The sequence below is a fragment of the Pseudomonas sp. LABIM340 genome (assembly GCF_040017195.2).
Lineage (GTDB): Bacteria > Pseudomonadota > Gammaproteobacteria > Pseudomonadales > Pseudomonadaceae > Pseudomonas.
This window is the reverse complement of record NZ_CM200227.1, coordinates 758,028-777,837: the sequence shown is the minus strand read 5'-3', so window position 1 is coordinate 777,837 and position 19,810 is coordinate 758,028. Positions and strand designations below refer to the sequence as shown.

Sequence of the window (19,810 nt, the reverse complement as noted above, 5' to 3'; positions counted from 1 at the left end):
CGCCACGCGCCCAGCCCTTCACAGCTTCGCGAGGTACAGCATGTCCCGTTCCGAAACGCTTTTCGCCAATGCCCAGAAACACATCCCCGGTGGCGTGAACTCGCCGGTGCGCGCGTTCAAGAGCGTCGGCGGCACCCCGCTGTTCTTCAAGCACGCGGAAGGCGCCTACGTGGTGGACGAGGATGACAAGCGCTATGTCGACTACGTCGGCTCCTGGGGCCCGATGATCCTCGGCCACAGCCACCCGGACGTCCTCGACGCCGTGCGCAAGCAGCTCGATCACGGCCTGTCCTACGGCGCGCCGACCGCCCTGGAAGTGGAAATGGCCGACCTGGTCTGCTCCCTGGTGCCGTCCATGGACATGGTCCGCATGGTCAGCTCAGGCACCGAAGCCACCATGAGCGCCATTCGCCTGGCCCGCGGCTACACCGGCCGCGACAGCATCATCAAGTTCGAGGGCTGCTACCACGGCCACTCCGACAGCCTGCTGGTGAAGGCCGGTTCCGGCGCCCTGACTTTCGGCGTGCCGAACTCCCCCGGCGTGCCGGCGGCCTTCGCCAAGCACACCCTGACCCTGCCCTACAACGACATCGCCGCCGTCGAGAAGACTCTGGCCGAAGTCGGCAAGGACGTGGCCTGCATCATCGTCGAACCGGTCGCCGGCAACATGAACTGCGTGCCGCCGGCCCCGGGCTTCCTGGAAGGCCTGCGCAGCCTGTGCGATAAGCACGGCGTGGTGCTGATCTTCGACGAAGTGATGACCGGCTTCCGCGTAGCCCTGGGCGGCGCCCAGGCGCACTACGGCATCACCCCGGACCTGTCGACCTTCGGCAAGATCATCGGCGGCGGCATGCCGGTGGGCGCCTTCGGCGGCAAGCGCCAGATCATGGAGCAGATTTCCCCGCTCGGCCCGGTCTACCAGGCTGGCACCCTGTCGGGCAACCCGCTGGCCATGGCCGCCGGCCTGACCACCCTGCGCCTGATCAGCCGCCCCGGCTTCCACGACGAACTGACCACCTACACCACCCGCATGCTGCAAGGCCTGCAGGAGCGCGCCGACGCCGCCGGCATTCCCTTCGTGACCACCCAGGCGGGTGCCGCGATGTTCGGCCTGTACTTCACCGGCGCCGATGACATCGTCACCTTCGACGACGTGATGACCAGCGATGCCGAACGCTTCAAGCGCTTCTTCCACCTGATGCTGGACGCCGGCATCTACCTGGCCCCGAGCGCCTTCGAAGCTGGCTTCACCTCCATCGCCCACGGCGAAACCGAGCTGAAACTGACCCTGGACGCCGCCGAGCGCGCTTTCGCCGCGCTCAAGTAAGCCGCCCCTCGCGAAGGCGCCCGAACGGGCGCCTTCCGCTCTGTTCCGATGCTTTCGGAGCTTTATGTCCGCGTTACACTCATCCCGCCGTTGCAGCCGTTTCCAGCAAAAAAACAGAAAAGAAGGTAAAGACTTTGTAAGGAAGCGCCTGCTTATTTCATAATGTGAAGGCTGGCGCATTTCGCTGGCCGGGTTTTACCCGCCCCGATCCTGGAGGCCGTTTCTCCCCATGTACCGTTCCGGTCGCACCCTGCTGGGTTGCCTGTTGCTCGCACTGCCCCTGTTCACTCAGGCGGGCGGCAACTCGCTGCTGATTCCAGCCACCGGACGCTGCACCCTGAACACTGTGCCCGAACAGCTGCAACAGGCACTGGCCAGCTGCCAGCAGGCCGCCAACGCCGGCGACGCACAGGCACAGTTCGAACTGGGGGAATTCTTTTATACGGGCGAACGCGCCCCGCGCGACTTCCAGGCCGCCCTGCACTGGTACGAAAAGGCTTCGCTGCAAGGCCACGCCGACGCACAGCTGCGCCTGGGCACAATGTTCTTCCGCGGCGAAGGCGTGAAGGCCAACAACGTGCAGGCCTACATCGTGCTGAAGATGGCTGCGGTCAACGGCGCCGAAGACGCCATGGACAGCGCCGACCTGGTCGCCGAGCAGATGAACAAGGACGAACTGGACATCGCCACCAAGGTGCTCGGACAGATCTTCCGCAACTACCTGATCGAACTGCAGACCGCCGGCAACTCACCGTTCTCGCCGCTGCCCTGATTCACACCGACTTGCTCTCGCAGGGCGCACAACGCGCCGGCGTTATCCGCCGCAATGACCCGGCGAATAACCTGCTCCAGGTTATTCGCCCTACTGCCGGGTGATTCGCGAGCAAGCTCGCTCCTGCATGAAGAGCCGAGCGTCAGTTGTCCTTGCCGGGCATCGGCATGGGGAACGGCATCACGTTGCCGCTGGGCTTGGCCTCGCTGATCTTCGCGGTGCCCAGGCGCTCCACTTCGTCGATGCGGATGATCGAATGCAGCGGCACGAAGCTGCGGATGACGCCGTCGAACTGCGCCTTGAGCTTCTCCTCGCTGGGGTCCACCACCACCTGGGTGCGCTCGCCGAAGACGAACTCCTCGATCTCCAGGAAGCCCCACAGATCGCTCTGGTAGATCTGCTTGGCGTACATCTCGTACACCTGGCCCTGGTTGAGGAAGACCACCTTGTAGATCGGGTTCTCGCGCTTGCTCATGAACGAAGGATGACAGCTTTGCAAAAAGGGCACGCAGCATAGCACAGACAGCCGCTCCTCAAGCCCGCCGCTGGTAGATGCGCGCCTCGGGGCTTATAATGCGCGGTCATTTTTTAACCAGCTCAAGACAGGTTGCATGGCCAAGAAGCTTTTCATCCAGACCCACGGTTGCCAGATGAACGAGTACGACAGCTCGCGCATGGCCGACCTGCTGGGTGAACACCAGGCCCTGGAAATCACCGAAAAGGCCGAAGAAGCCGACGTCATCCTGCTCAATACCTGCTCGATCCGCGAGAAGGCCCAGGAAAAGGTGTTCTCCGAACTGGGCGCCTGGCGCACGCTGAAGCAGCAGAACCCGAACCTGGTGATCGGCGTCGGTGGCTGCGTGGCCAGCCAGGAAGGCGCGGCAATCCGCGAGCGCGCGCCGTATGTCGACGTGGTGTTCGGCCCGCAGACCCTGCACCGCCTGCCGGAGATGATCGACGCCGCCCGCACCACGCGCAAACCGCAGGTGGACGTGTCCTTCCCGGAGATCGAGAAGTTCGACCGCCTGCCCGAGCCCCGCGTCGACGGCCCCACCGCGTTCGTCTCGGTGATGGAAGGTTGCAGCAAGTACTGCACCTTCTGCGTGGTGCCCTACACCCGCGGCGAGGAAGTCAGCCGGCCGTTCGATGATGTGCTCGCCGAGGTGATCCACCTGGCCGAGAACGGCGTGAAGGAAGTCACCCTGCTCGGCCAGAACGTCAACGGCTACCGCGGCCCGACCCATGACGGGCGCATAGCCGACTTCGCCGAGCTGATCCGCGTGGTCGCCGAGGTCGATGGCATCGAGCGCATCCGCTACACCACCTCGCACCCGCTGGAATTCTCCGACTCGCTGATCGCCGCCCACGCCGAAGTGCCGCAACTGGTGAAGTTCGTCCACCTGCCGGTGCAGGCTGGCTCCGACCGCATCCTCGCGGCGATGAAGCGCAACCACACCGCGCTGGAGTTCAAGTCGCGCATTCGCAAGCTGAAGGCGGCGGTGCCGGACATCTGCATCAGCTCGGACTTCATCATCGGCTTCCCCGGCGAAACCGAGAAAGACTTCGAGCAGACCCTGAAGCTGGTCGAAGACGTCGGCTTCGATTACTCGTTCTCCTTCATCTACAGCTCGCGCCCGGGCACCCCGGCCGCCGACCTGGCCGACGACACCCCGGACGAGGTGAAGAAGCAACGCCTGCTGACGCTCAACAGCCGCCTCAACCACCAGGGCTTCGAGATCAGCCGACGGATGGTCGGCAGCATCCAGCGCATCCTCGTCACCGATTACGCCAAGCGCGACCCCGGCCAATTGCAGGGCCGCACCGAGAACAACCGCGTGGTCAACTTCCGCTGCGACAATCCGCGCCTGATCGGCCAGTTCGTCGACGTGGAAATCTACGAGGCGCTGCCCAACTCCCTGCGCGCGACCCTGGTGGAAGCACGTCACTGACCGTAGAAGCACGTCACTGACGACCGACCGTTGACTACCCCATTGGCGACTGAACTTTCGTACTCGGTCGCGTGGGGTTATTCTTCGACCATCTCCCTTTGAAGCACGGCGACTTAGACAACACCTTGAACGCCCCCCTGGATATCCATCGTTTCATGCTCGAGCCCTTCGAGGCCCGCAGCTTCGCCAACCTGTGCGGCCAGTTCGACGAACACCTGCACCAGATCGAGAAGCGCCTCGGCATCGAGATCCGCAACCGCGGCAACCAGTTCGAACTGGTCGGTGACCCCGAGCGCACCCAGGCGGCCGAAAACCTCCTGCAACGCCTCTACCGCGAAGTGCAGAACGGCACCGAGCTGACGCCTGACATGGTCCACCTGTTCCTGCAGGAGTCCGGCCTGGAAGAGCTCTCCGTGGAGCCCGCCGCCCCACTCGTCACGCTCAAGACCCGCCAGGCGCACATCCGCCCGCGCGGTGCGAACCAGCAGCGCTACGTGAAGGCCATCCTCGACCACGACATCAACTTCGGCATCGGCCCGGCCGGCACCGGCAAGACCTACCTCGCCGTGGCCTGCGCCGTGGACGCCCTGGAGCGCGAGCAGATTCGCCGCATCCTGCTGGTGCGCCCGGCGGTCGAAGCCGGCGAGAAGCTCGGCTTCCTGCCCGGCGACCTGTCGCAGAAGATCGACCCCTACCTGCGCCCGCTGTATGACGCGCTGTATGAGATGCTCGGCTTCGAGACCGTGGCCAAGCTGATCGAGCGCCAGGTGATCGAAGTCGCGCCGCTGGCCTATATGCGCGGCCGCACGCTGAGCAACAGCTTCATCATCCTCGACGAAAGCCAGAACACCACGATGGAACAGATGAAGATGTTCCTCACCCGGATCGGCTTCGGTTCCACCGCGGTGATCACCGGCGACGTCACCCAGGTCGACCTGCCCAAAGGCACCCGCTCCGGCCTGAAGCACGTGATGGAAGTGCTGCGCGACGTCCCCGGCATCAGCTTCACCCACTTCAAGTCCAAGGACGTCGTGCGCCACCCGCTGGTGCAGCGCATCGTCGATGCCTACGACGCCTACGAGAACCGCCTGACCGGCGTGGAAGGCCAGGGCAACAAGCATGCTTGAACTGGACCTGCAGATCGCCTCCGAAGCGCCCGGCCTGCCGAGCGAAGCGCAGTTCCGCCACTGGTGCGAACTGGCCCTGCGCCAGCGCCAGAATGATTCGGAACTCACCATCCGCCTGGTGGACGAAACAGAAGGGCGCGAACTGAACAAGACCTGGCGACACAAGGACTACGCCACCAACGTACTGTCCTTTCCCGCCGATGTTCCCGATGAGCTGCTGGACATCCCGCTGCTCGGCGACCTGGTGATCTGCGCCCCCGTAGTCACCCGCGAGGCCGCCGAACAGGGCAAGTCCGCCGAGGCCCACTGGGCCCACCTCGTCATCCATGGCTGCCTCCACCTGCTCGGCTACGATCACATCGAAGACGAAGAAGCCGAGGAGATGGAAGGCCTGGAACGGGAATTGCTGGCCGAACTGGGTCACCCGGACCCGTACGCGGCCGATGAAGAATAAAAGCCACCGAGCAAGGAAAAGATGAGCGAAGACCGATCGAGCAATGGGCACAAGTCGTGGTTGGACAAGATCACCCAGGCTTTTGCCCATGAGCCGAGAAACCGCCAGGAGCTGCTTGAGCTGCTGCGCGAAGCCCACGACAACAAGCTGCTGGACAGCGAAGCGTTGTCGATCGTCGAAGGCGCGATCCAGGTGGCGGACCTCCAGGTCCGCGACATCATGATTCCGCGTTCGCAGATGATCTCCATCAAGTCGACGCAGAAGCCTGCCGACTTCCTCCCCGCCATCATCGAAGCGGCGCACTCGCGCTACCCGGTGATCGGCGAGAGCCTGGACGACATCATGGGTGTCCTGCTGGCCAAGGACCTGCTGCCGCTGATCCTTCATGACCAGAACCACGCCTTCAACATCAAGGACCTGCTGCGCCCGGCCACCTTCGTGCCCGAGTCCAAGCGCCTGAACGTGCTGCTGCGCGAGTTCCGCGCCAACCGCAACCACATGGCCATCGTCATCGACGAGTACGGCGGCGTGGCAGGGCTGGTGACCATCGAGGACGTGCTGGAGCAGATCGTCGGCGACATCGAGGACGAGCACGACGTCGAGGAAGACAGTTACATCAAGCCGCTGCCCAGCGGTGACTTCATCGTCAAGGCGCTGACCCCGGTGGAAGCCTTCAACGACTTCTTCGGTGCGGAATTCTCCGAAGAAGAATTCGACACCGTCGGCGGCGTGGTGATGAGCGCCTTCGGCCACCTGCCCAAGCGCAACGAAACCACCGAACTGGGCGGCTTCCGTTTCCGCGTGCTCAACGCGGACAGCCGCCGGCTGCACCTGCTGCGCCTCACCCCGCTGCAGGACTGAGCCACCGCGCACCCTGTAGGAGCGGGCCACGCCCGCGATTGCGGACAATGTCCGCTCCTACAGGAACGCGCGAAACTCCCCTCGCTGAATTCATACAGAAAAAACCTCCGCGTCCTGCAACATCCCGCCGCAGTCAGCTCATGGCTTTTGGCTTTCATCCCCATAGCCTACCGTTCGTCTCTCCATTACTCTTGCGCATCGCTTAACCGCAACAAGGATTTCCGATGCGCTGGATCACCCGCCCCGGCCTGCCAGGCCACCTGCTCGCCCTGGCCGCTGGCGCGCTTACGCCGCTGACCCTGGCCCCGTTCGGCTACTGGCCGCTGGCGGTGCTCTCGCTGGCCCTGTTCTACCTCGGCCTGCGCGGCACCACCGCGGGCGCGGCGCTCTGGCGCGGCTGGTGGTACGGCTTCGGCGCCTTCATCGCCGGCACCAGCTGGATCTACTTCAGCATCCATAACTTCGGTGGCGCGTCCGGGCCGCTGGCCGGCTTCCTGGTCGGCGGCTTCAGTGCCGGCGTCGCCTTCTTCTTCGCCCTGCCGGCGTGGGCCTGGGCGAAGTTCTTCCGGCGCAACAATGCCCCGGTCAGCGACGCGCTGGCCTTCGCCGCGCTGTGGGTGGTGCTGGAACTGTTCCGCAGCTGGTTCCTCACTGGCTTCCCCTGGCTCTACGCTGGCTACAGCCAGCTGGAAGGCCCGCTGGCCGGCCTCGCCCCGCTGGGTGGCGTCTGGCTGGTGTCCTTCGGCATCGCCCTGAGCGGCGCGCTGATCATCAACATCCCGGCCCTGACCCGCCGCCCCGCGCGCCTGGTCACCGGCCTGATCCTGCTGATCGCCCCCTGGGCCGTAGGCCTGGGCTACAAGGGCCACGCCTGGACCACACCGGCTGGCGCACCGCTGAAGGTCGCCGCGCTGCAGGGCAACATCGCCCAGGAAATGAAGTGGGACCCGAAGGCCATCACCCACCAGCTGGAGCTGTACCGCGACCTGACCGCCGAGCAGAACGACGTCGACCTGATCGTCTGGCCGGAAACCGCCGTGCCGGTCCTCAAGGACCAGGCCACCGGCTACCTGGAGATGATCAACGGCGTCGCCACCGCCAAGAAGGCCGCGCTCATCACCGGCGTACCGGTACGCGAGAAGACCACCGAAGGCATTCGCTACTACAACGGCATCACCGTGGTCGGCGAAGGCAGCGGCAACTACCTCAAGCAGAAGCTGGTGCCCTTCGGTGAATACGTCCCGCTGCAGGACCTGCTGCGCGGCCTGATCAGCTTCTTCGACCTGCCCATGTCCGATTTCGCCCGCGGCCCGGCCGACCAGCCGCTGCTCAAGGCCAAGGGCTACTCCGTTGCGCCCTACATCTGCTACGAAGTGGTCTATCCGGAATTCGCCGCCGAGCTCGCCGCGCAGAGCCAGCTGCTGCTGACCATCAGCAACGACGCCTGGTTCGGCACCTCCATCGGCCCGCTGCAGCACCTGCAGATGGCGCAGATGCGTGCCCTGGAAGCCGGCCGCTGGATGGTGCGCGGCACCAACAACGGGGTCACCGCGCTGATCGATCCGTTCGGCAAGCTGGCGGTGCAGATTCCGCAGTTCCAGCAAGGCGTGCTGCGCGGCGAAGTGGTGCCGATGCAGGGCCTGACGCCGTACCTGAAGTGGCGCGTCTGGCCGCTGGCGATCCTCAGCGCCGTACTGCTGGTGTGGGCGCTGGTACGCCGCCGTACGCACCCGGAAGAACGCCGACTGTTCGGCTGATTCCAACGAAAAAGGGCCTCATTGCGAGGCCCTTTTTCATGGCGGAGGCTAGCGGTAGAACAACCGATAGCCGACCAGCCCGATCGCCTCATTGAGCAACTGCCCGCTCTGCCAGATCGCCCGCCCTTCCGGCAGCCAGCCGCCCATGGGCACCGCATCGTCCGTGCCGATATAGCCCGAAGGCGCCGGCACCACTTCCAGCCCGGCCTTCTGGAAGCTCCAGATCGAGCGCGGCATGTGGATGGCGCTGGTGACCAGCACCACTCGCTTGACGCCGGCCTCGCGCAACATGTCGGCGCTGAACCGTGCGTTCTCCCAGGTCGTACGGCTGCGGCCCTCTTCCCAGCGCACCGGCACGCCGTAATCGTCCAGCAGGCTCTGCGCCATGATCCGCGCCTCAGAAGGCGGCGTGCCGTAGTGCAGGCCGCCGGAAGTCAGCACTGGCAGGCCGCTGGCCTTGGCCAGGCGTGCGGCATAACGAATGCGCTCGCGGGCCATCAGGCCAGGCTGGTCTTCATCCCAGGCACGATCCCCGCGCACCCGACCGGCGCCGAGCACCACGATGGCGTCGGCGCGCTGCGCCAGCCCCGCCCACTCCGCCTGTTTCAGCGCGTCCTGCTGCTCCAGCTGGCGCGCGCCCCACTCCACCGTCACCGGCAGGCTCATCACCAGCAGGCCGAGAAAACCGGAAAAGAAGCAGAACACCGACAAGCGCGGATAGCGCCGGCGCAGCACGAAACCCAGGAAGAGCAACAGCAGCAGCAATCCCGGCGGCATGAAAATCTGTTTGAGGATGAAGCGGATAGGCATTGGCGACTCCTTGTCGAGGCGCCAAGCCTAACGGATCGGGGAAATGTCAGCGTGCCTTCGCGTTGCGGAACAGTTGCGAGCCACAGGACGTGCAGGGCAGCACACCCTGATTGCGGCTCCAGGCCACCGGCGAACCACACAGCGCGCACTGCAGTTGCTGCGGGCGCGTGACCAGACGCGGGCGGCTGGGCGGCGTGGGCTGGCGCACGTGGCGCGGCGCGCGGGCCGGGGCACGCTCCAGCATGGCGAGTTCCTCCGCCGCGGCATGCCAGCCGCGCAGCCAGTTCACATCCTGGTCCAGATAAGCCCTGATCAACTCCATCTCGGCACTGCTCAAACCGCGCAACTCCAGTTCCACGGGGCATTCGTCACGTAGTCGCTCTGCGGTATCAGCCTCATCCAGGGCCAGCGCGAGCCGTTGCAACAACCGTTCATACAGACCGGAACCCGAAGCACTTGCGCGATGCAGCTCAGCCATCAGTCACCTCAAGACAGGCGGAAACCTCCCGCCCTCAGGCAAAGCTTAGCGGCCCACCCCGTGCGACACCGAGCGCGCGACAAACGGCGCGGGCTACCGGCTCGAGTGGGGGTCATGTATGCTACGAGGCTTTCTGTAGCCGCCCGGCCCGTGTCTTCTCAGGGGTCGGTTCAGCGAAAGGGCCACTCGACCTTCCTGGCTGCACAATTCTTTTCCGTACAGGTTCAAATCGCGCCATGCACGAGCAATATCAGCCTCTCGAGATCGAATCCCAGGCCCAGAACTTCTGGAACGAACACAACTCTTTCCGCGTCGACGAAGTCGCCGGCAAGGAGAAGTTCTACTGCCTGTCGATGTTCCCGTATCCGAGCGGCAAGCTACACATGGGGCACGTGCGCAACTACACCATCGGTGACGTGATCAGCCGCTACCACCGCATGCAGGGCAAGAACGTCCTGCAGCCGATGGGCTGGGACGCGTTCGGCATGCCGGCGGAAAACGCCGCGATGAAGAACAACGTCGCCCCGGCGGCCTGGACCTACGACAACATCGCCTACATGAAATCCCAGCTCAACAGCCTGGGCCTGGCGATCGACTGGTCCCGCGAAGTCACCACCTGCAAGCCGGACTACTACCGCTGGGAACAGTGGCTGTTCACCCGCCTGTTCGAGAAGGGCGTGATCTACCGCAAGAACGGTACCGTGAACTGGGACCCGGCGGACCAGACCGTACTGGCCAACGAGCAGGTCATCGACGGCCGTGGCTGGCGTTCGGGCGCGCTGATCGAGAAGCGCGAAATCCCGATGTACTACTTCAAGATCACCGCTTACGCCGAAGAGCTGCTGTCCAGCCTCGACGACCTGCCGGGCTGGCCGGAACAGGTCAAGACCATGCAGCGCAACTGGATCGGCAAGTCCCGCGGCATGGAGATCGCCTTCCCCTATGACCAGGCTTCCATCGGCGAAGCCGGCCAGCTGAAGGTCTTCACCACCCGTCCGGACACCCTGATGGGCGCCACCTACGTCGCCGTGGCTGCCGAGCATCCGCTGGCCACCCTGGCCGCCGAGCGCGATCCGTCGCTGCAGGCGTTCATCGACGAGTGCAAGCGCGGCGGCGTCGCCGAAGCCGACATCGCCACCCAGGAGAAGAAAGGCGTCGCCACTTCCCTGTTCGTCGAGCACCCGCTGACCGGCGACAAGCTGCCGGTGTGGATCGCCAACTACGTCCTGATGACCTATGGCGAAGGCGCCGTGATGGCCGTACCGGGTCACGACGAGCGCGATTTCGAGTTCTCCAACAAGTACGGCCTGCCGATCGTCCAGGTCATCGCCAAGGCAGAAGGCGACAACGACTTCGAAGCCGGCACCTGGAAAGAGTGGTACGGCCTGAAGGACGAGAGCGTCATCACCGTCAACTCCGGCAAGTACGACGGTCTCGGCTACCAGGCCGCGTTCGACGCCATCGGCGCCGACCTCGACGCCAAGAGCCTGGGCCAGCAGCGCACCCAGTTCCGCCTGCGCGACTGGGGCATCAGCCGCCAGCGCTACTGGGGCTGCCCGATCCCGATCATCCACTGCGACACCTGTGGCGACGTGCCGGTCCCGGCCGACCAGCTGCCGGTCGTCCTGCCCGAAGACGTGGTGCCGGACGGCGCCGGCTCGCCGCTGGCCAAACTGCCGTCGTTCTACGAGTGCAGCTGCCCGAAATGCGGCCAGCCGGCCAAGCGCGAAACCGACACCATGGACACCTTCGTCGAATCGTCCTGGTACTTCGCCCGCTACGCCTGCCCGCAGTTCGAAGAAGGCATGCTGGACAAGAAGGCCGCCAACTACTGGCTGCCGGTCGACCAGTACATCGGCGGCATCGAACACGCCATCCTCCACCTGCTCTACGCGCGCTTCTTCCACAAACTGATGCGCGACGAAGGCCTGATCGACTCCGACGAGCCGTTCAAGAACCTGCTGACCCAGGGCATGGTGGTCGCCGAGACCTACTACCGCGTCGCCGCCAACGGTGGCAAGGAATGGTTCAACCCGGCGGACGTGGAAGTCGAGCGTGACGCCAAGGCCAAGGTCATCGGCGCGCGCCTGAAGATCGATGGCCTGCCGGTGGAAATCGGCGGCACCGAGAAGATGTCCAAGTCCAAGAACAACGGCGTGGACCCGCAGGCCATGATCGACGCCTACGGCGCCGACACCTGCCGCCTGTTCATGATGTTCGCCTCGCCGCCGGACATGAGCTGCGAATGGTCCGACTCCGGCATCGAAGGCGCCAACCGCTTCCTGCGCCGCGTCTGGCGTCTGGCCCAGGCCCACGTCAACGCGGGCCCTGCCGGTGCCGTGGACAAATCCGCGCTGGACGATGCACAGAAGGCCATTCACCGCGCCATCCACCTGGCCATCCGCCAGGCCAGCCAGGACGTAGGCCAGCACCACAAGTTCAACACCGCCATCGCCGCCGTGATGACCCTGATGAACGTACTGGAAAAGGCCCCGGCCGAATCCGCCGCCGACCGCGCCCTGCTGCAGGAAGGCCTGGAAACCGTCACCCTGCTGCTCGCCCCGATCACCCCGCACATCTGCCACGTGGTCTGGCAGGAGCTGGGCAAGGACGGCGCCGTCATCGACGCCAGCTGGCCGCAGGTCGACGAAGCTGCCCTGGTGCAGGACAGCCTGCAACTGGTGGTACAGGTCAACGGCAAGCTGCGCGGCCACATCGAAATGCCCGCCAGCGCCAGCCGCGAGGACGTCGAAGCGGCCGCCCGCGCCAATGAGAACGTGCTGCGCTTCACCGACGGCCTGACCATCCGCAAGGTCATCGTGGTGCCCGGCAAGCTGGTCAATATCGTCGCCAACTAAAAGCAACGCTGGAAAAGACCCATTCGCCCGTGGCACCTTCGCCACGGGCATACCGGATCAACAGGAGTGAGGGAAGCTTGATGAAACGTATCCTGACCAGCCTCGCGCTGATCGGCCTGGCCAGCGTGCTGAGCGCCTGCGGTTTCCAACTGCGTGGCCTGGGCGATACGAACTTTGCGCTCAAGGAAATCGACGTGAGCGCGCGCAACGCCTATGGCGACACCGTCACGCAGCTCAAGCAGGTGCTTGAAGGCAGCGGCGTGAAAGTCGTCTCGCGTGCGCCGTACCACCTGATCCTCGCCCGCGAAGAGGTGACCCAGCGTAGCGTCAGCTACACCAGCTCGGCGCGCAGCGCGGAAAACGAACTGACCAACACCCTGAGCTACGAGATTCGTGGCACCGACAACCTGCTGCTGCTCGCCAACCAGGTTCAGGTCCGCAAGGTCTACGTGCAGGATGAGAACAACCTGATCGGTTCCGACCAGGAAGCCCAGCAGATTCGTGCCGAAATGCGCCGTGACCTGGTCCAGCAGATGGTTACCCGCCTGCAGATGATCACCCCGGCACAGCTCGACGACCTGCAGGTCAAGGCAGAAGCCAAGGCCAAGGCCGAAGCGGACGCGATGAAGGCCGCGGACGAGGCTGCCAAGTCTCAGCCGCAGCAATCGCCGATCGAATTCCCGAAAGCGCAGTAAGCGACAAGGGGCCGGCCAACCGGCCCCTTTCTCATTATGAAGCTCAATCCCGGACAACTCGCCAAGCACCTGCAAGGCAACCTCGCGCCCGTCTACGTGGTCAGCGGCGACGAACCGTTGCTCTGCCAGGAAGCCTGCGACGCCATCCGTACCGCTTGCCGCCAGCGTGATTTCGGCGAACGGCAGGTGTTCAACGCCGAAGCCAACTTCGACTGGGGCCAGTTGCTCGAAGCCGGCGCCAGCCTCTCGCTGTTCGCCGAAAAGCGCCTGATCGAGCTGCGCCTGCCCTCCGGCAAGCCCGGCGACAAGGGCGCGGCGATCCTCCAGGAATACCTGCAACGCCCGCCGGAAGACACCGTCCTGCTGGTCAGCCTGCCCAAGCTCGACGGCAGCACGCAGAAGACCAAATGGGCCAAGGCCCTGATCGACGGCGACGCCGCCCAGTTCATCCAGATCTGGCCTATCGACGTGCACCAGCTGCCGCAGTGGATTCGCCAGCGCCTGTCCCAGGCCGGCCTCGCCGCCAGCCAGGAAGCCGTTGACCTGATCGCTGCGCGCGTCGAAGGCAACCTGCTGGCCGCTGCCCAGGAGATCGAAAAGCTCAAGCTGCTTGCCGACGGCCAGCAGATCGACGCCGACACCGTGCAGGCCGCCGTGGCCGACAGCGCGCGCTTCGACGTCTTCGGCCTGATCGATGCCGCCCTCAACGGCGAAGCCGCCCATTGCCTGCGCATGCTCGAAGGCCTGCGCGGCGAAGGCGTCGAGCCGCCGGTGATCCTCTGGGCCCTGGCCCGGGAAGTTCGCGTGCTCGCCAGCCTCGCCCAGCAATTCAGCCAGGGCATCCCGCTGGACAAGGCCTTCAGCCAGTGCCGCCCACCCATCTGGGACAAGCGCCGCCCACTGATGAGCAAGGCCCTGCAGCGGCACACCGCGCAGCGCTGGAACCAGATGCTGCAGGACGCCCAGCTGATCGACGCACAGATCAAGGGCCAGGCTCCCGGCAACGTCTGGAACAGCCTCGCCCGCCTCGCCCTGCTGGTCGCCGGCCAGCGCATCAGCCTGCCTTCGGCCTGAATCTGACATCGCCCCAACTGCAGGGCGCATAACCTGGAACAGGTTATCCGCCGGCCATCTCCCGGCGGATAACGCTGACGCGTTATCCGCCCTACGCCATTCAGCGGACCGCTGCGTCGACGTCCTGAAGCACATTGCGCCCTCTTGCCCGCTCCTGGGTCGGCCGGTCCAGCGCCAATTCGTAGAGCTGCCGCGCCTCGCTGACCAACGGCGACAACGCCGAAGCCAGCCGCGACGTCGCGCGGATCAGGCCAGGATCGGAGTCATCCTCCAGCAGGCACAGCAGGTCTTCCACCGCAGTCAGGCGGCGCAGCGCGGCGTCGCGTAACTGCTCGATCGAAGCCAGGGCATTGATGAACATCACGTCCTCATAGGGCCGGGACTCCAGCGGGACGGGCAGGAATTCAGTCATGGAGTACCTCCGGGAGAGGCACGATGGGATCGCAAAAGCGGGGGCGGGGCGCGGGGGTAAAAAATGGATAGTGCATAGTTCGGGGCTCTCGTATGCCGAAGAAGCGCCCCCACTCTCGCTGCGACGCGAGTAAGGGAGGCGGACCGTGCGGAGGTCGCAGTACCGGGAGACGAGAGCCAAGAACCGGCCAGGCGTGAGCCTGCACCGCACGATCCGCCATAAAAGTACTGCGGCGACAAGCAATTGAACATGCCTGTACCGATAGCCATGGCGCTACGTGGACTCTCCTCTCACATTCCGGGCTGCGACACCCGGCCACGGGATTGACCGTGGCAGACGGAATCTAGCGAGCACGCACGTAGGCCCTCAAGGCTAAAAGAAGGTAGGAGATTTCACTGTTCTGACAGCTCAAACCCGGACGTTTCGCCGCATAGCGTGGCCCGGTTCACCTCTCAGGAAATAGCCAGCCACCATTCTGAAGGCCGCATCCCCCTGTAGGAGCGGGCCATGCCCGCGAACGCGCGTACGGCGCGCTCCTGCAACCCGGCACCACGCGCCGAGGAACGAGTTATCCACCGTCCCGCCTCCGGCGGACAACACTGCGCGTCACTCGCCCTGCGGCCGCCCGCCGTACCTCACTCCCACTCCCGTACCTGGCGGACCTCCACGCACCCCAGCCGCCCCGGCGGAATCTTCGCCGCAATGCGCTCGGCCTCCTCCATGCTCTGCGCCTCGATCAGGTAGAAGCCGCCCAGCTGCTCCCGCGTCTCGGCGAATGGCCCGTCGGTAACGGCGAGCTTTTCACCTTGCCCGCGCAACGTGCGCCCGGTCGTCGTCGGCAGCAGCGCATTGGCCGCGATGTAATTGCCGCTGCGCCGCAGTTGCTCGCTGTAGGTCATGCACTCGTCAACGATGCCACGCAGCTCGGCTTCCGGCAGCTCGGCCGCCTTGCGCTCGTCGAAGTAGATCATGCAGAGAAACTTCATCGCCCTTGTCCTCGTTCTTGTCCGTGATGTCAGAAAGGTCCGTCGTCCCAGCGTAGCCCTGATCGCCGCGAGCTTGCCTTGGCCCGTCCGCCGGTAGACCAGTGGCATGGACAAGCGTGCCAGATAGGCGGAAGATGCGCGCGCCGGCAACGGCGCCGGCCTCAAAGAGGAAAGTCAGATGGCGAAGAAATCCAAACGGCCGAACAAGGCCAAGTCCCTGGTCGCACAGCCCCTGTTCCGCAGCCGCCAGGAACAGCCGCTCAAAGGCAAAGGCAGCTACCGCCGCGAAGCCTCCCGAAATTGGGAGGCTTCTTCGCTTCTGGCGGCCTGAAATCCTCAGAAAACCTGAACCATCCCCGCCCTTTAGCTTTCAACCGGACAGCCAAGCCCTGGAGGTCCTCACGATGAAAGCCCCGCTGATCCTCGCCATCCTCGCCCTTCCCTTCAGCCTCTCCGCCCATGCGTTCTGCTCCGACCAGGAAGCCGAAGCCAAGGGCAAACAAGTCGCCGCCAAGGTCACCGAAGTTACCCGCAGCGATCCACAGCGCGCACAGAAGCTCAATGAGAAACTCGCGGAAATGAAAAAGTCCCGCTCCAGCGAACAGCGCCCGGACGACTGCGCCGCCTATGACGACATGCTCAAGGAACTGAACCAGAGCGCGCCGAAGGTCGATCAGGAAACCGGCAACCAGCCCATGCAGTAGCTTTCGCCCCTGTAGGAGCGGCCACACCCGCGATCACGCCAACGGGGCGCTCCTGCACAAGACACCATGCCGCGCCGCCCGACGACTGTCCTGCCGCCAGGGGAATTTTCGCGCACTCGCGTCATCGAATCTGCACACCCGCCGCGTCTGCCCAACGCAGACGCGTCACAGCGGCCATGTTAAGGTGGCCCCTCCCCTGCCAGTTCCCGAGGAGAGCAATGCGCAAGCCTGTTTCACCTGTTGTCGGCCAACGCTGCCTGCTCGTCGCCGCCCTGTCCCTGGCCACCTTCGGCCTGCTGACCTCCTGCACCGAGCCGCCGCCCAAGGGCGCCGCCGCAGAACACGCACAACCCACGCAGAGTTTCGCCCAGTGGCGCGACGGCTTCCGCGCGCAGGCACTCGCCGCCGGCATCAGCGCGCAGACCTTCGACGCCGCGTTCGAGGGCATTGAGCCGGACGACTCCGTCGTCACCGCTGACCGCAGCCAACCCGAGTTCAGCCGTCCGGTCTGGCAGTACCTGGAGAGCGCCGTCTCGCCCGCACGGGTGCGCAATGGTCAGGACCGCCTGCTGCAGAACGCCGAAGTACTGCAAGGCATCGACAGCACCTACGGCGTGGATCGCGAAACCGTCGTGGCGATCTGGGGCATGGAGAGTAATTTCGGCCAGCAGATGGGCAGCAAGAACGTCATCCGCTCCCTGGCCACCCTGGCTTATGAAGGCCGGCGCCCGGACTTCGGCCGCGACCAGTTGATCGCCGCGCTGCAGATCCTCCAGCACGGCGACGTGCCGCCGAGCAACATGATCGGCTCCTGGGCCGGCGCCATGGGCCAGACCCAGTTCATTCCGACTACCTACAACCAGTACGCCGTGGACTTCGACGGCGACGGCCGGCGCGACATCTGGGGCTCGCCCCCCGACGCCCTCGCCTCCACCGCCAACTACCTGAAGACGTCCGGCTGGCAGCATGGCCAGAGCTGGGGCTTCGAAGTGCGTCTGCCGCAGGGCTTCGACTACGCCCTGGCGGAAATGAGCATCCGCAAACCCATGGCCGAATGGCTGCGCCTGGGCGTGCGGCCAGCCAGCGGCAACCTGCCTTCGGACCCGCAGGCCAGTGTCTCGCTGGTGCTGCCAGCGGGTTATCGCGGCCCTGCGTTCCTGGTGACGGACAACTTCCGCGCCATCCTCAAGTACAACAACTCCACCTCCTACGCCCTGGCCGTCGGCTTGCTGGCGGACAGCTTCAAAGGCGGCGGCCAACTGGCCGGACACTGGCCGGTGGAAGACACACCGCTGAGCCGCTCCGAGCGCATCGAACTGCAACAGACGCTGGCCGACCGCGGCCTCGCCCCTGGCACGGTGGATGGAATTATCGGCGCCAATACGCGCACCGCCATCCGCGCCTACCAGCAGTCCATTGGCCAGCCAGCCGACGGTTATCCCACCCCGGCGCTGCTGCAGCAATTGCGCAACGCACACTGACCGGTTGGAAAGAAAAAAGGCGCCCAAGGGCGCCTTTTTTCAGGGAACGGCGGCTCAGCCGATCTTGGTGCCGTGTGCCTGCTGGTCGGCGTGGTACGAGGAACGTACCAGCGGGCCGGAGGCGACGTTCTTGAAGCCCATCTTCTCGCCTTCCTCGGCGAACCAGGCGAAGGTGTCCGGGTGGACGAAGCGCTGCACCGGCAGGTGGTTGCGCGAGGGCTGCAGGTACTGGCCGAGGGTCAGCATGTCGATGTCGTGCTCGCGCATGCGGTGCATGACTTCGATGACTTCCTCGTCGGTCTCGCCCAGGCCGAGCATCAGACCGGACTTGGTCGGTACGTGCGGGACCAGCTGCTTGAACTTCTGCAGCAGGTCGAGCGACCACTCGAAGTCGGAGCCTGGGCGGGACGACTTGTACAGGCGCGGCACGGTTTCCAGGTTGTGGTTGAACACGTCCGGCGGCTCGTTGGCGGTGATTTCCAGGGCGATGTCCATGCGGCCGCGGTAGTCCGGGACCAGGGTTTCCAGTTGCACGCCAGGGGACAGCTTGCGGATTTCGCGCAGGCAGTCGGCGAAGTGCTGGGCGCCACCGTCGCGCAGGTCGTCGCGGTCCACCGAGGTGATCACCACGTACTTCAGGCGCAGGTCGGCGATGGCGATGGCGAGGTTGGTCGGCTCATCGACATCCAGCGGCTTCGGGCGGCCGTGGCCGACGTCGCAGAACGGGCAGCGACGGGTGCAGATGTCGCCCATGATCATGAAGGTCGCGGTGCCGCCGGAGAAGCACTCGCCCAGGTTCGGGCAGGAGGCCTCTTCGCAGACGCTGTGCAGCTTGTGCTTGCGCAGCAGTTGCTTGATGCGGTCGACCTCGGGGGAAACGGGGATGCGCACACGAATCCAGTCGGGCTTCTTCGGCAGTTCGTCGGTGGGGATGATCTTCACCGGAATGCGCGCGACCTTCTCTGCGCCGCGCAGCTTGACGCCGACTTCCACCTTGCCCGGTTTGGCGGCCGGGGCGGCCTGACCGGAATTCTCCACAACAGTGCTCATCTAGGTTGGATCCCGCCCGTTAGGGTCTTCTGTGCCGCGTAGCCAAGGCGTTCGACGAGTTCGCCACGCAGGCGCTCGCGCACATCGGCCAATGCGATGGGGCCGGCCAGCTGACTCAGCTGGGTCATGGCCATGCCTGCGTAACCGCAGGGATTGATGCGTCGAAAGGGTTCCAGGTCCATGTCCACGTTGAGGGCCAGGCCATGGAAGGAGCGGCCATTGCGGATGCGCAGGCCGAGGGATGCGATCTTCGCGCCGTCCACATAGACGCCCGGAGCGTCGGGTTTGGACACAGCGGTGACGCCGTAACTGTCGAGAAGGCCGATGAGGCTCTGCTCGATGCGCGAAACCAGGTCGCGCACGCCAATGCCGGAGCGGCGCACGTCGAGCATCAGGTAGGCGACCAGCTGGCCGGGGCCGTGGTAGGTCACCTGGCCGCCGCGGTCGACCTGGACGACCGGGATGTCGCCGGGGAACAGCACGTGCTCGGCCTTGCCGGCCTGGCCCTGGGTGAACACGCGTTCGTGTTCGAGCAGCCAGACTTCGTCGGGCGTGACGGGTTCGCGCTCGGCGGTGAAGCGCTGCATGGCGTGCCAGGTCGGCTCGTAAGGAAGGATCCCCAGCTCACGAAAGCCCAGCGTTTCGCCCATCAGAGCACCATGTGGACGCGGCCGGTGGCGCGCAGGTCTTTATGGATGTTCTGCAGTTGGTCGACGCCGGTGGCGGTGATCAGCACCTGCACGGACAGGAAACGGCCGTTGCGGCTGTCGCGGGTGACCAGGGTGGTGATGTCGAGGTCCGGAGCGTGACGCTGGATGACTTCGACGACCAGGTCGGGGAAGCCTTCGCCGGCGTCGCCGATGACCTTGATCGGGTAGCGTTCGCAGGGGAACTCGATCTTCGGTGCGGGCTGTTCGCTGGTGTCGACGGAATCAGGAGTATCAGTCATGGCTCTCGCGGGCGTGTGGCCCGCCTCCGCATGAGCGTCCGGGATGGGGGCGCTCCGGGTGGATCG

21 protein-coding genes are annotated in these 19,810 nt (G+C 65.1%); 13 read left to right on the top strand and 8 right to left on the bottom strand.

Annotated features, from left to right (window positions below; translation table 11 throughout):
- Positions 1 to 40 precede the first annotated feature (40 nt).
- Both hemL and ABKS89_RS03835 read left to right on the top strand, forming a co-directional pair.
- The gene (gene hemL, locus ABKS89_RS03840; RefSeq protein WP_081517168.1) at positions 41 to 1,327 is read left to right on the top strand and encodes a glutamate-1-semialdehyde 2,1-aminomutase; all 1,287 of its coding nucleotides are present in this window, start codon (positions 41 to 43) and stop codon (positions 1,325 to 1,327) included.
- A 229-nt stretch (positions 1,328 to 1,556) separates the two neighbouring features.
- Positions 1,557 to 2,099 carry a tetratricopeptide repeat protein gene (locus ABKS89_RS03835; RefSeq protein WP_017521798.1) on the top strand — a complete coding sequence of 181 codons (543 nt, stop codon included), beginning with the start codon at positions 1,557 to 1,559 and terminating at the stop codon, positions 2,097 to 2,099.
- Between the two features lie 142 nt (positions 2,100 to 2,241).
- Here ABKS89_RS03835 and ABKS89_RS03830 read toward each other — a convergent pair whose 3' ends face one another.
- Positions 2,242 to 2,574: a DUF1820 family protein gene (locus tag ABKS89_RS03830; RefSeq protein WP_138216935.1), complete on the bottom strand. Its 333-nt coding sequence runs from the start codon at positions 2,572 to 2,574 to the stop codon at positions 2,242 to 2,244.
- A gap of 136 nt (positions 2,575 to 2,710) precedes the next feature.
- Here ABKS89_RS03830 and miaB point away from each other — a divergent pair, with 136 nt between their 5' ends.
- The 5 genes from miaB to lnt all read left to right on the top strand — a co-directional run bounded on the left by miaB (position 2,711) and on the right by lnt (position 8,247).
- On the top strand, positions 2,711 to 4,048 hold the full coding sequence (gene miaB / locus ABKS89_RS03825; RefSeq protein ID WP_348589710.1) for a tRNA (N6-isopentenyl adenosine(37)-C2)-methylthiotransferase MiaB: 1,338 nt from the start codon (positions 2,711 to 2,713) through the stop codon (positions 4,046 to 4,048).
- 125 nt (positions 4,049 to 4,173) lie between these two features.
- Positions 4,174 to 5,175, top strand: a complete 1,002-nt coding sequence (locus ABKS89_RS03820; RefSeq protein WP_138216933.1) for a PhoH family protein — start codon at positions 4,174 to 4,176, stop codon at positions 5,173 to 5,175.
- Positions 5,168 to 5,629 carry an rRNA maturation RNase YbeY gene (gene ybeY / locus ABKS89_RS03815; RefSeq protein WP_348589712.1) on the top strand — a complete coding sequence of 154 codons (462 nt, stop codon included), beginning with the start codon at positions 5,168 to 5,170 and terminating at the stop codon, positions 5,627 to 5,629. The genes ABKS89_RS03820 and ybeY overlap by 8 nt, the downstream gene beginning before the upstream one ends.
- A gap of 21 nt (positions 5,630 to 5,650) precedes the next feature.
- On the top strand, positions 5,651 to 6,490 hold the full coding sequence (locus ABKS89_RS03810) for a CorC family transporter (protein ID WP_138216931.1): 840 nt from the start codon (positions 5,651 to 5,653) through the stop codon (positions 6,488 to 6,490).
- Positions 6,491 to 6,714: 224 nt separating this feature from the next.
- Positions 6,715 to 8,247 carry an apolipoprotein N-acyltransferase gene (lnt, locus tag ABKS89_RS03805; protein ID WP_138216930.1) on the top strand — a complete coding sequence of 511 codons (1,533 nt, stop codon included), beginning with the start codon at positions 6,715 to 6,717 and terminating at the stop codon, positions 8,245 to 8,247.
- Positions 8,248 to 8,295: 48 nt separating this feature from the next.
- Here lnt and ABKS89_RS03800 read toward each other — a convergent pair whose 3' ends face one another.
- The gene (locus ABKS89_RS03800; RefSeq protein WP_348589714.1) at positions 8,296 to 9,057 is read right to left on the bottom strand and encodes a YdcF family protein; all 762 of its coding nucleotides are present in this window, start codon (positions 9,055 to 9,057) and stop codon (positions 8,296 to 8,298) included.
- Positions 9,058 to 9,103: 46 nt separating this feature from the next.
- Positions 9,104 to 9,535, bottom strand: a complete 432-nt coding sequence (locus ABKS89_RS03795; RefSeq protein WP_081517160.1) for a hypothetical protein — start codon at positions 9,533 to 9,535, stop codon at positions 9,104 to 9,106.
- A 236-nt stretch (positions 9,536 to 9,771) separates the two neighbouring features.
- Here ABKS89_RS03795 and leuS point away from each other — a divergent pair, with 236 nt between their 5' ends.
- The 3 genes from leuS (at position 9,772) to holA (ending at position 14,162) form a co-directional block, all read left to right on the top strand.
- Positions 9,772 to 12,393 (top strand): leucine--tRNA ligase, encoded by a 2,622-nt coding sequence (gene leuS, locus ABKS89_RS03790; RefSeq protein WP_348589715.1) that lies wholly within the window; start codon positions 9,772 to 9,774, stop codon positions 12,391 to 12,393.
- Between the two features lie 80 nt (positions 12,394 to 12,473).
- On the top strand, positions 12,474 to 13,088 hold the full coding sequence (locus ABKS89_RS03785; protein WP_138216927.1) for an LPS-assembly lipoprotein LptE: 615 nt from the start codon (positions 12,474 to 12,476) through the stop codon (positions 13,086 to 13,088).
- Between the two features lie 36 nt (positions 13,089 to 13,124).
- On the top strand, positions 13,125 to 14,162 hold the full coding sequence (gene holA / locus ABKS89_RS03780; RefSeq protein WP_081517157.1) for a DNA polymerase III subunit delta: 1,038 nt from the start codon (positions 13,125 to 13,127) through the stop codon (positions 14,160 to 14,162).
- A gap of 100 nt (positions 14,163 to 14,262) precedes the next feature.
- On the opposite strand, the gene ABKS89_RS03775 is transcribed toward holA, so the two are convergent.
- Together ABKS89_RS03775 and ABKS89_RS03770 are read right to left on the bottom strand one after the other, a co-directional pair.
- On the bottom strand, positions 14,263 to 14,574 hold the full coding sequence (locus tag ABKS89_RS03775; protein ID WP_138216925.1) for a hypothetical protein: 312 nt from the start codon (positions 14,572 to 14,574) through the stop codon (positions 14,263 to 14,265).
- A gap of 635 nt (positions 14,575 to 15,209) precedes the next feature.
- Positions 15,210 to 15,560: a YciI family protein gene (locus tag ABKS89_RS03770; RefSeq protein WP_348589716.1), complete on the bottom strand. Its 351-nt coding sequence runs from the start codon at positions 15,558 to 15,560 to the stop codon at positions 15,210 to 15,212.
- Between the two features lie 178 nt (positions 15,561 to 15,738).
- Between ABKS89_RS03770 and arfA the strand changes: the two genes are divergently transcribed.
- From arfA to ABKS89_RS03755, 3 genes are all read left to right on the top strand, one after another.
- Positions 15,739 to 15,891 carry an alternative ribosome rescue factor ArfA gene (gene arfA / locus ABKS89_RS03765; RefSeq protein ID WP_045215115.1) on the top strand — a complete coding sequence of 51 codons (153 nt, stop codon included), beginning with the start codon at positions 15,739 to 15,741 and terminating at the stop codon, positions 15,889 to 15,891.
- A 73-nt stretch (positions 15,892 to 15,964) separates the two neighbouring features.
- The gene (locus ABKS89_RS03760) at positions 15,965 to 16,264 is read left to right on the top strand and encodes a hypothetical protein (RefSeq protein ID WP_348589717.1); all 300 of its coding nucleotides are present in this window, start codon (positions 15,965 to 15,967) and stop codon (positions 16,262 to 16,264) included.
- A gap of 218 nt (positions 16,265 to 16,482) precedes the next feature.
- Positions 16,483 to 17,745: a lytic murein transglycosylase gene (locus ABKS89_RS03755; RefSeq protein ID WP_348589719.1), complete on the top strand. Its 1,263-nt coding sequence runs from the start codon at positions 16,483 to 16,485 to the stop codon at positions 17,743 to 17,745.
- Between the two features lie 54 nt (positions 17,746 to 17,799).
- Here the strand turns inward: ABKS89_RS03755 and lipA are convergent, their stop codons facing one another.
- The 3 genes from lipA to ABKS89_RS03740 are packed head-to-tail and all read right to left on the bottom strand — an operon-like array spanning position 17,800 to position 19,744.
- Entirely contained in the window at positions 17,800 to 18,795 is a 996-nt protein-coding gene (lipA, locus tag ABKS89_RS03750) for a lipoyl synthase (protein WP_192290498.1), read from the bottom strand.
- The gene (gene lipB, locus ABKS89_RS03745; protein ID WP_045215121.1) at positions 18,792 to 19,445 is read right to left on the bottom strand and encodes a lipoyl(octanoyl) transferase LipB; all 654 of its coding nucleotides are present in this window, start codon (positions 19,443 to 19,445) and stop codon (positions 18,792 to 18,794) included. The genes lipA and lipB overlap by 4 nt, the downstream gene beginning before the upstream one ends.
- Positions 19,445 to 19,744 carry a DUF493 domain-containing protein gene (locus ABKS89_RS03740; RefSeq protein WP_045215124.1) on the bottom strand — a complete coding sequence of 100 codons (300 nt, stop codon included), beginning with the start codon at positions 19,742 to 19,744 and terminating at the stop codon, positions 19,445 to 19,447. Before ABKS89_RS03740 ends, lipB begins: the two co-directional genes overlap by 1 nt.
- Positions 19,745 to 19,810: the final 66 nt, after the last annotated feature.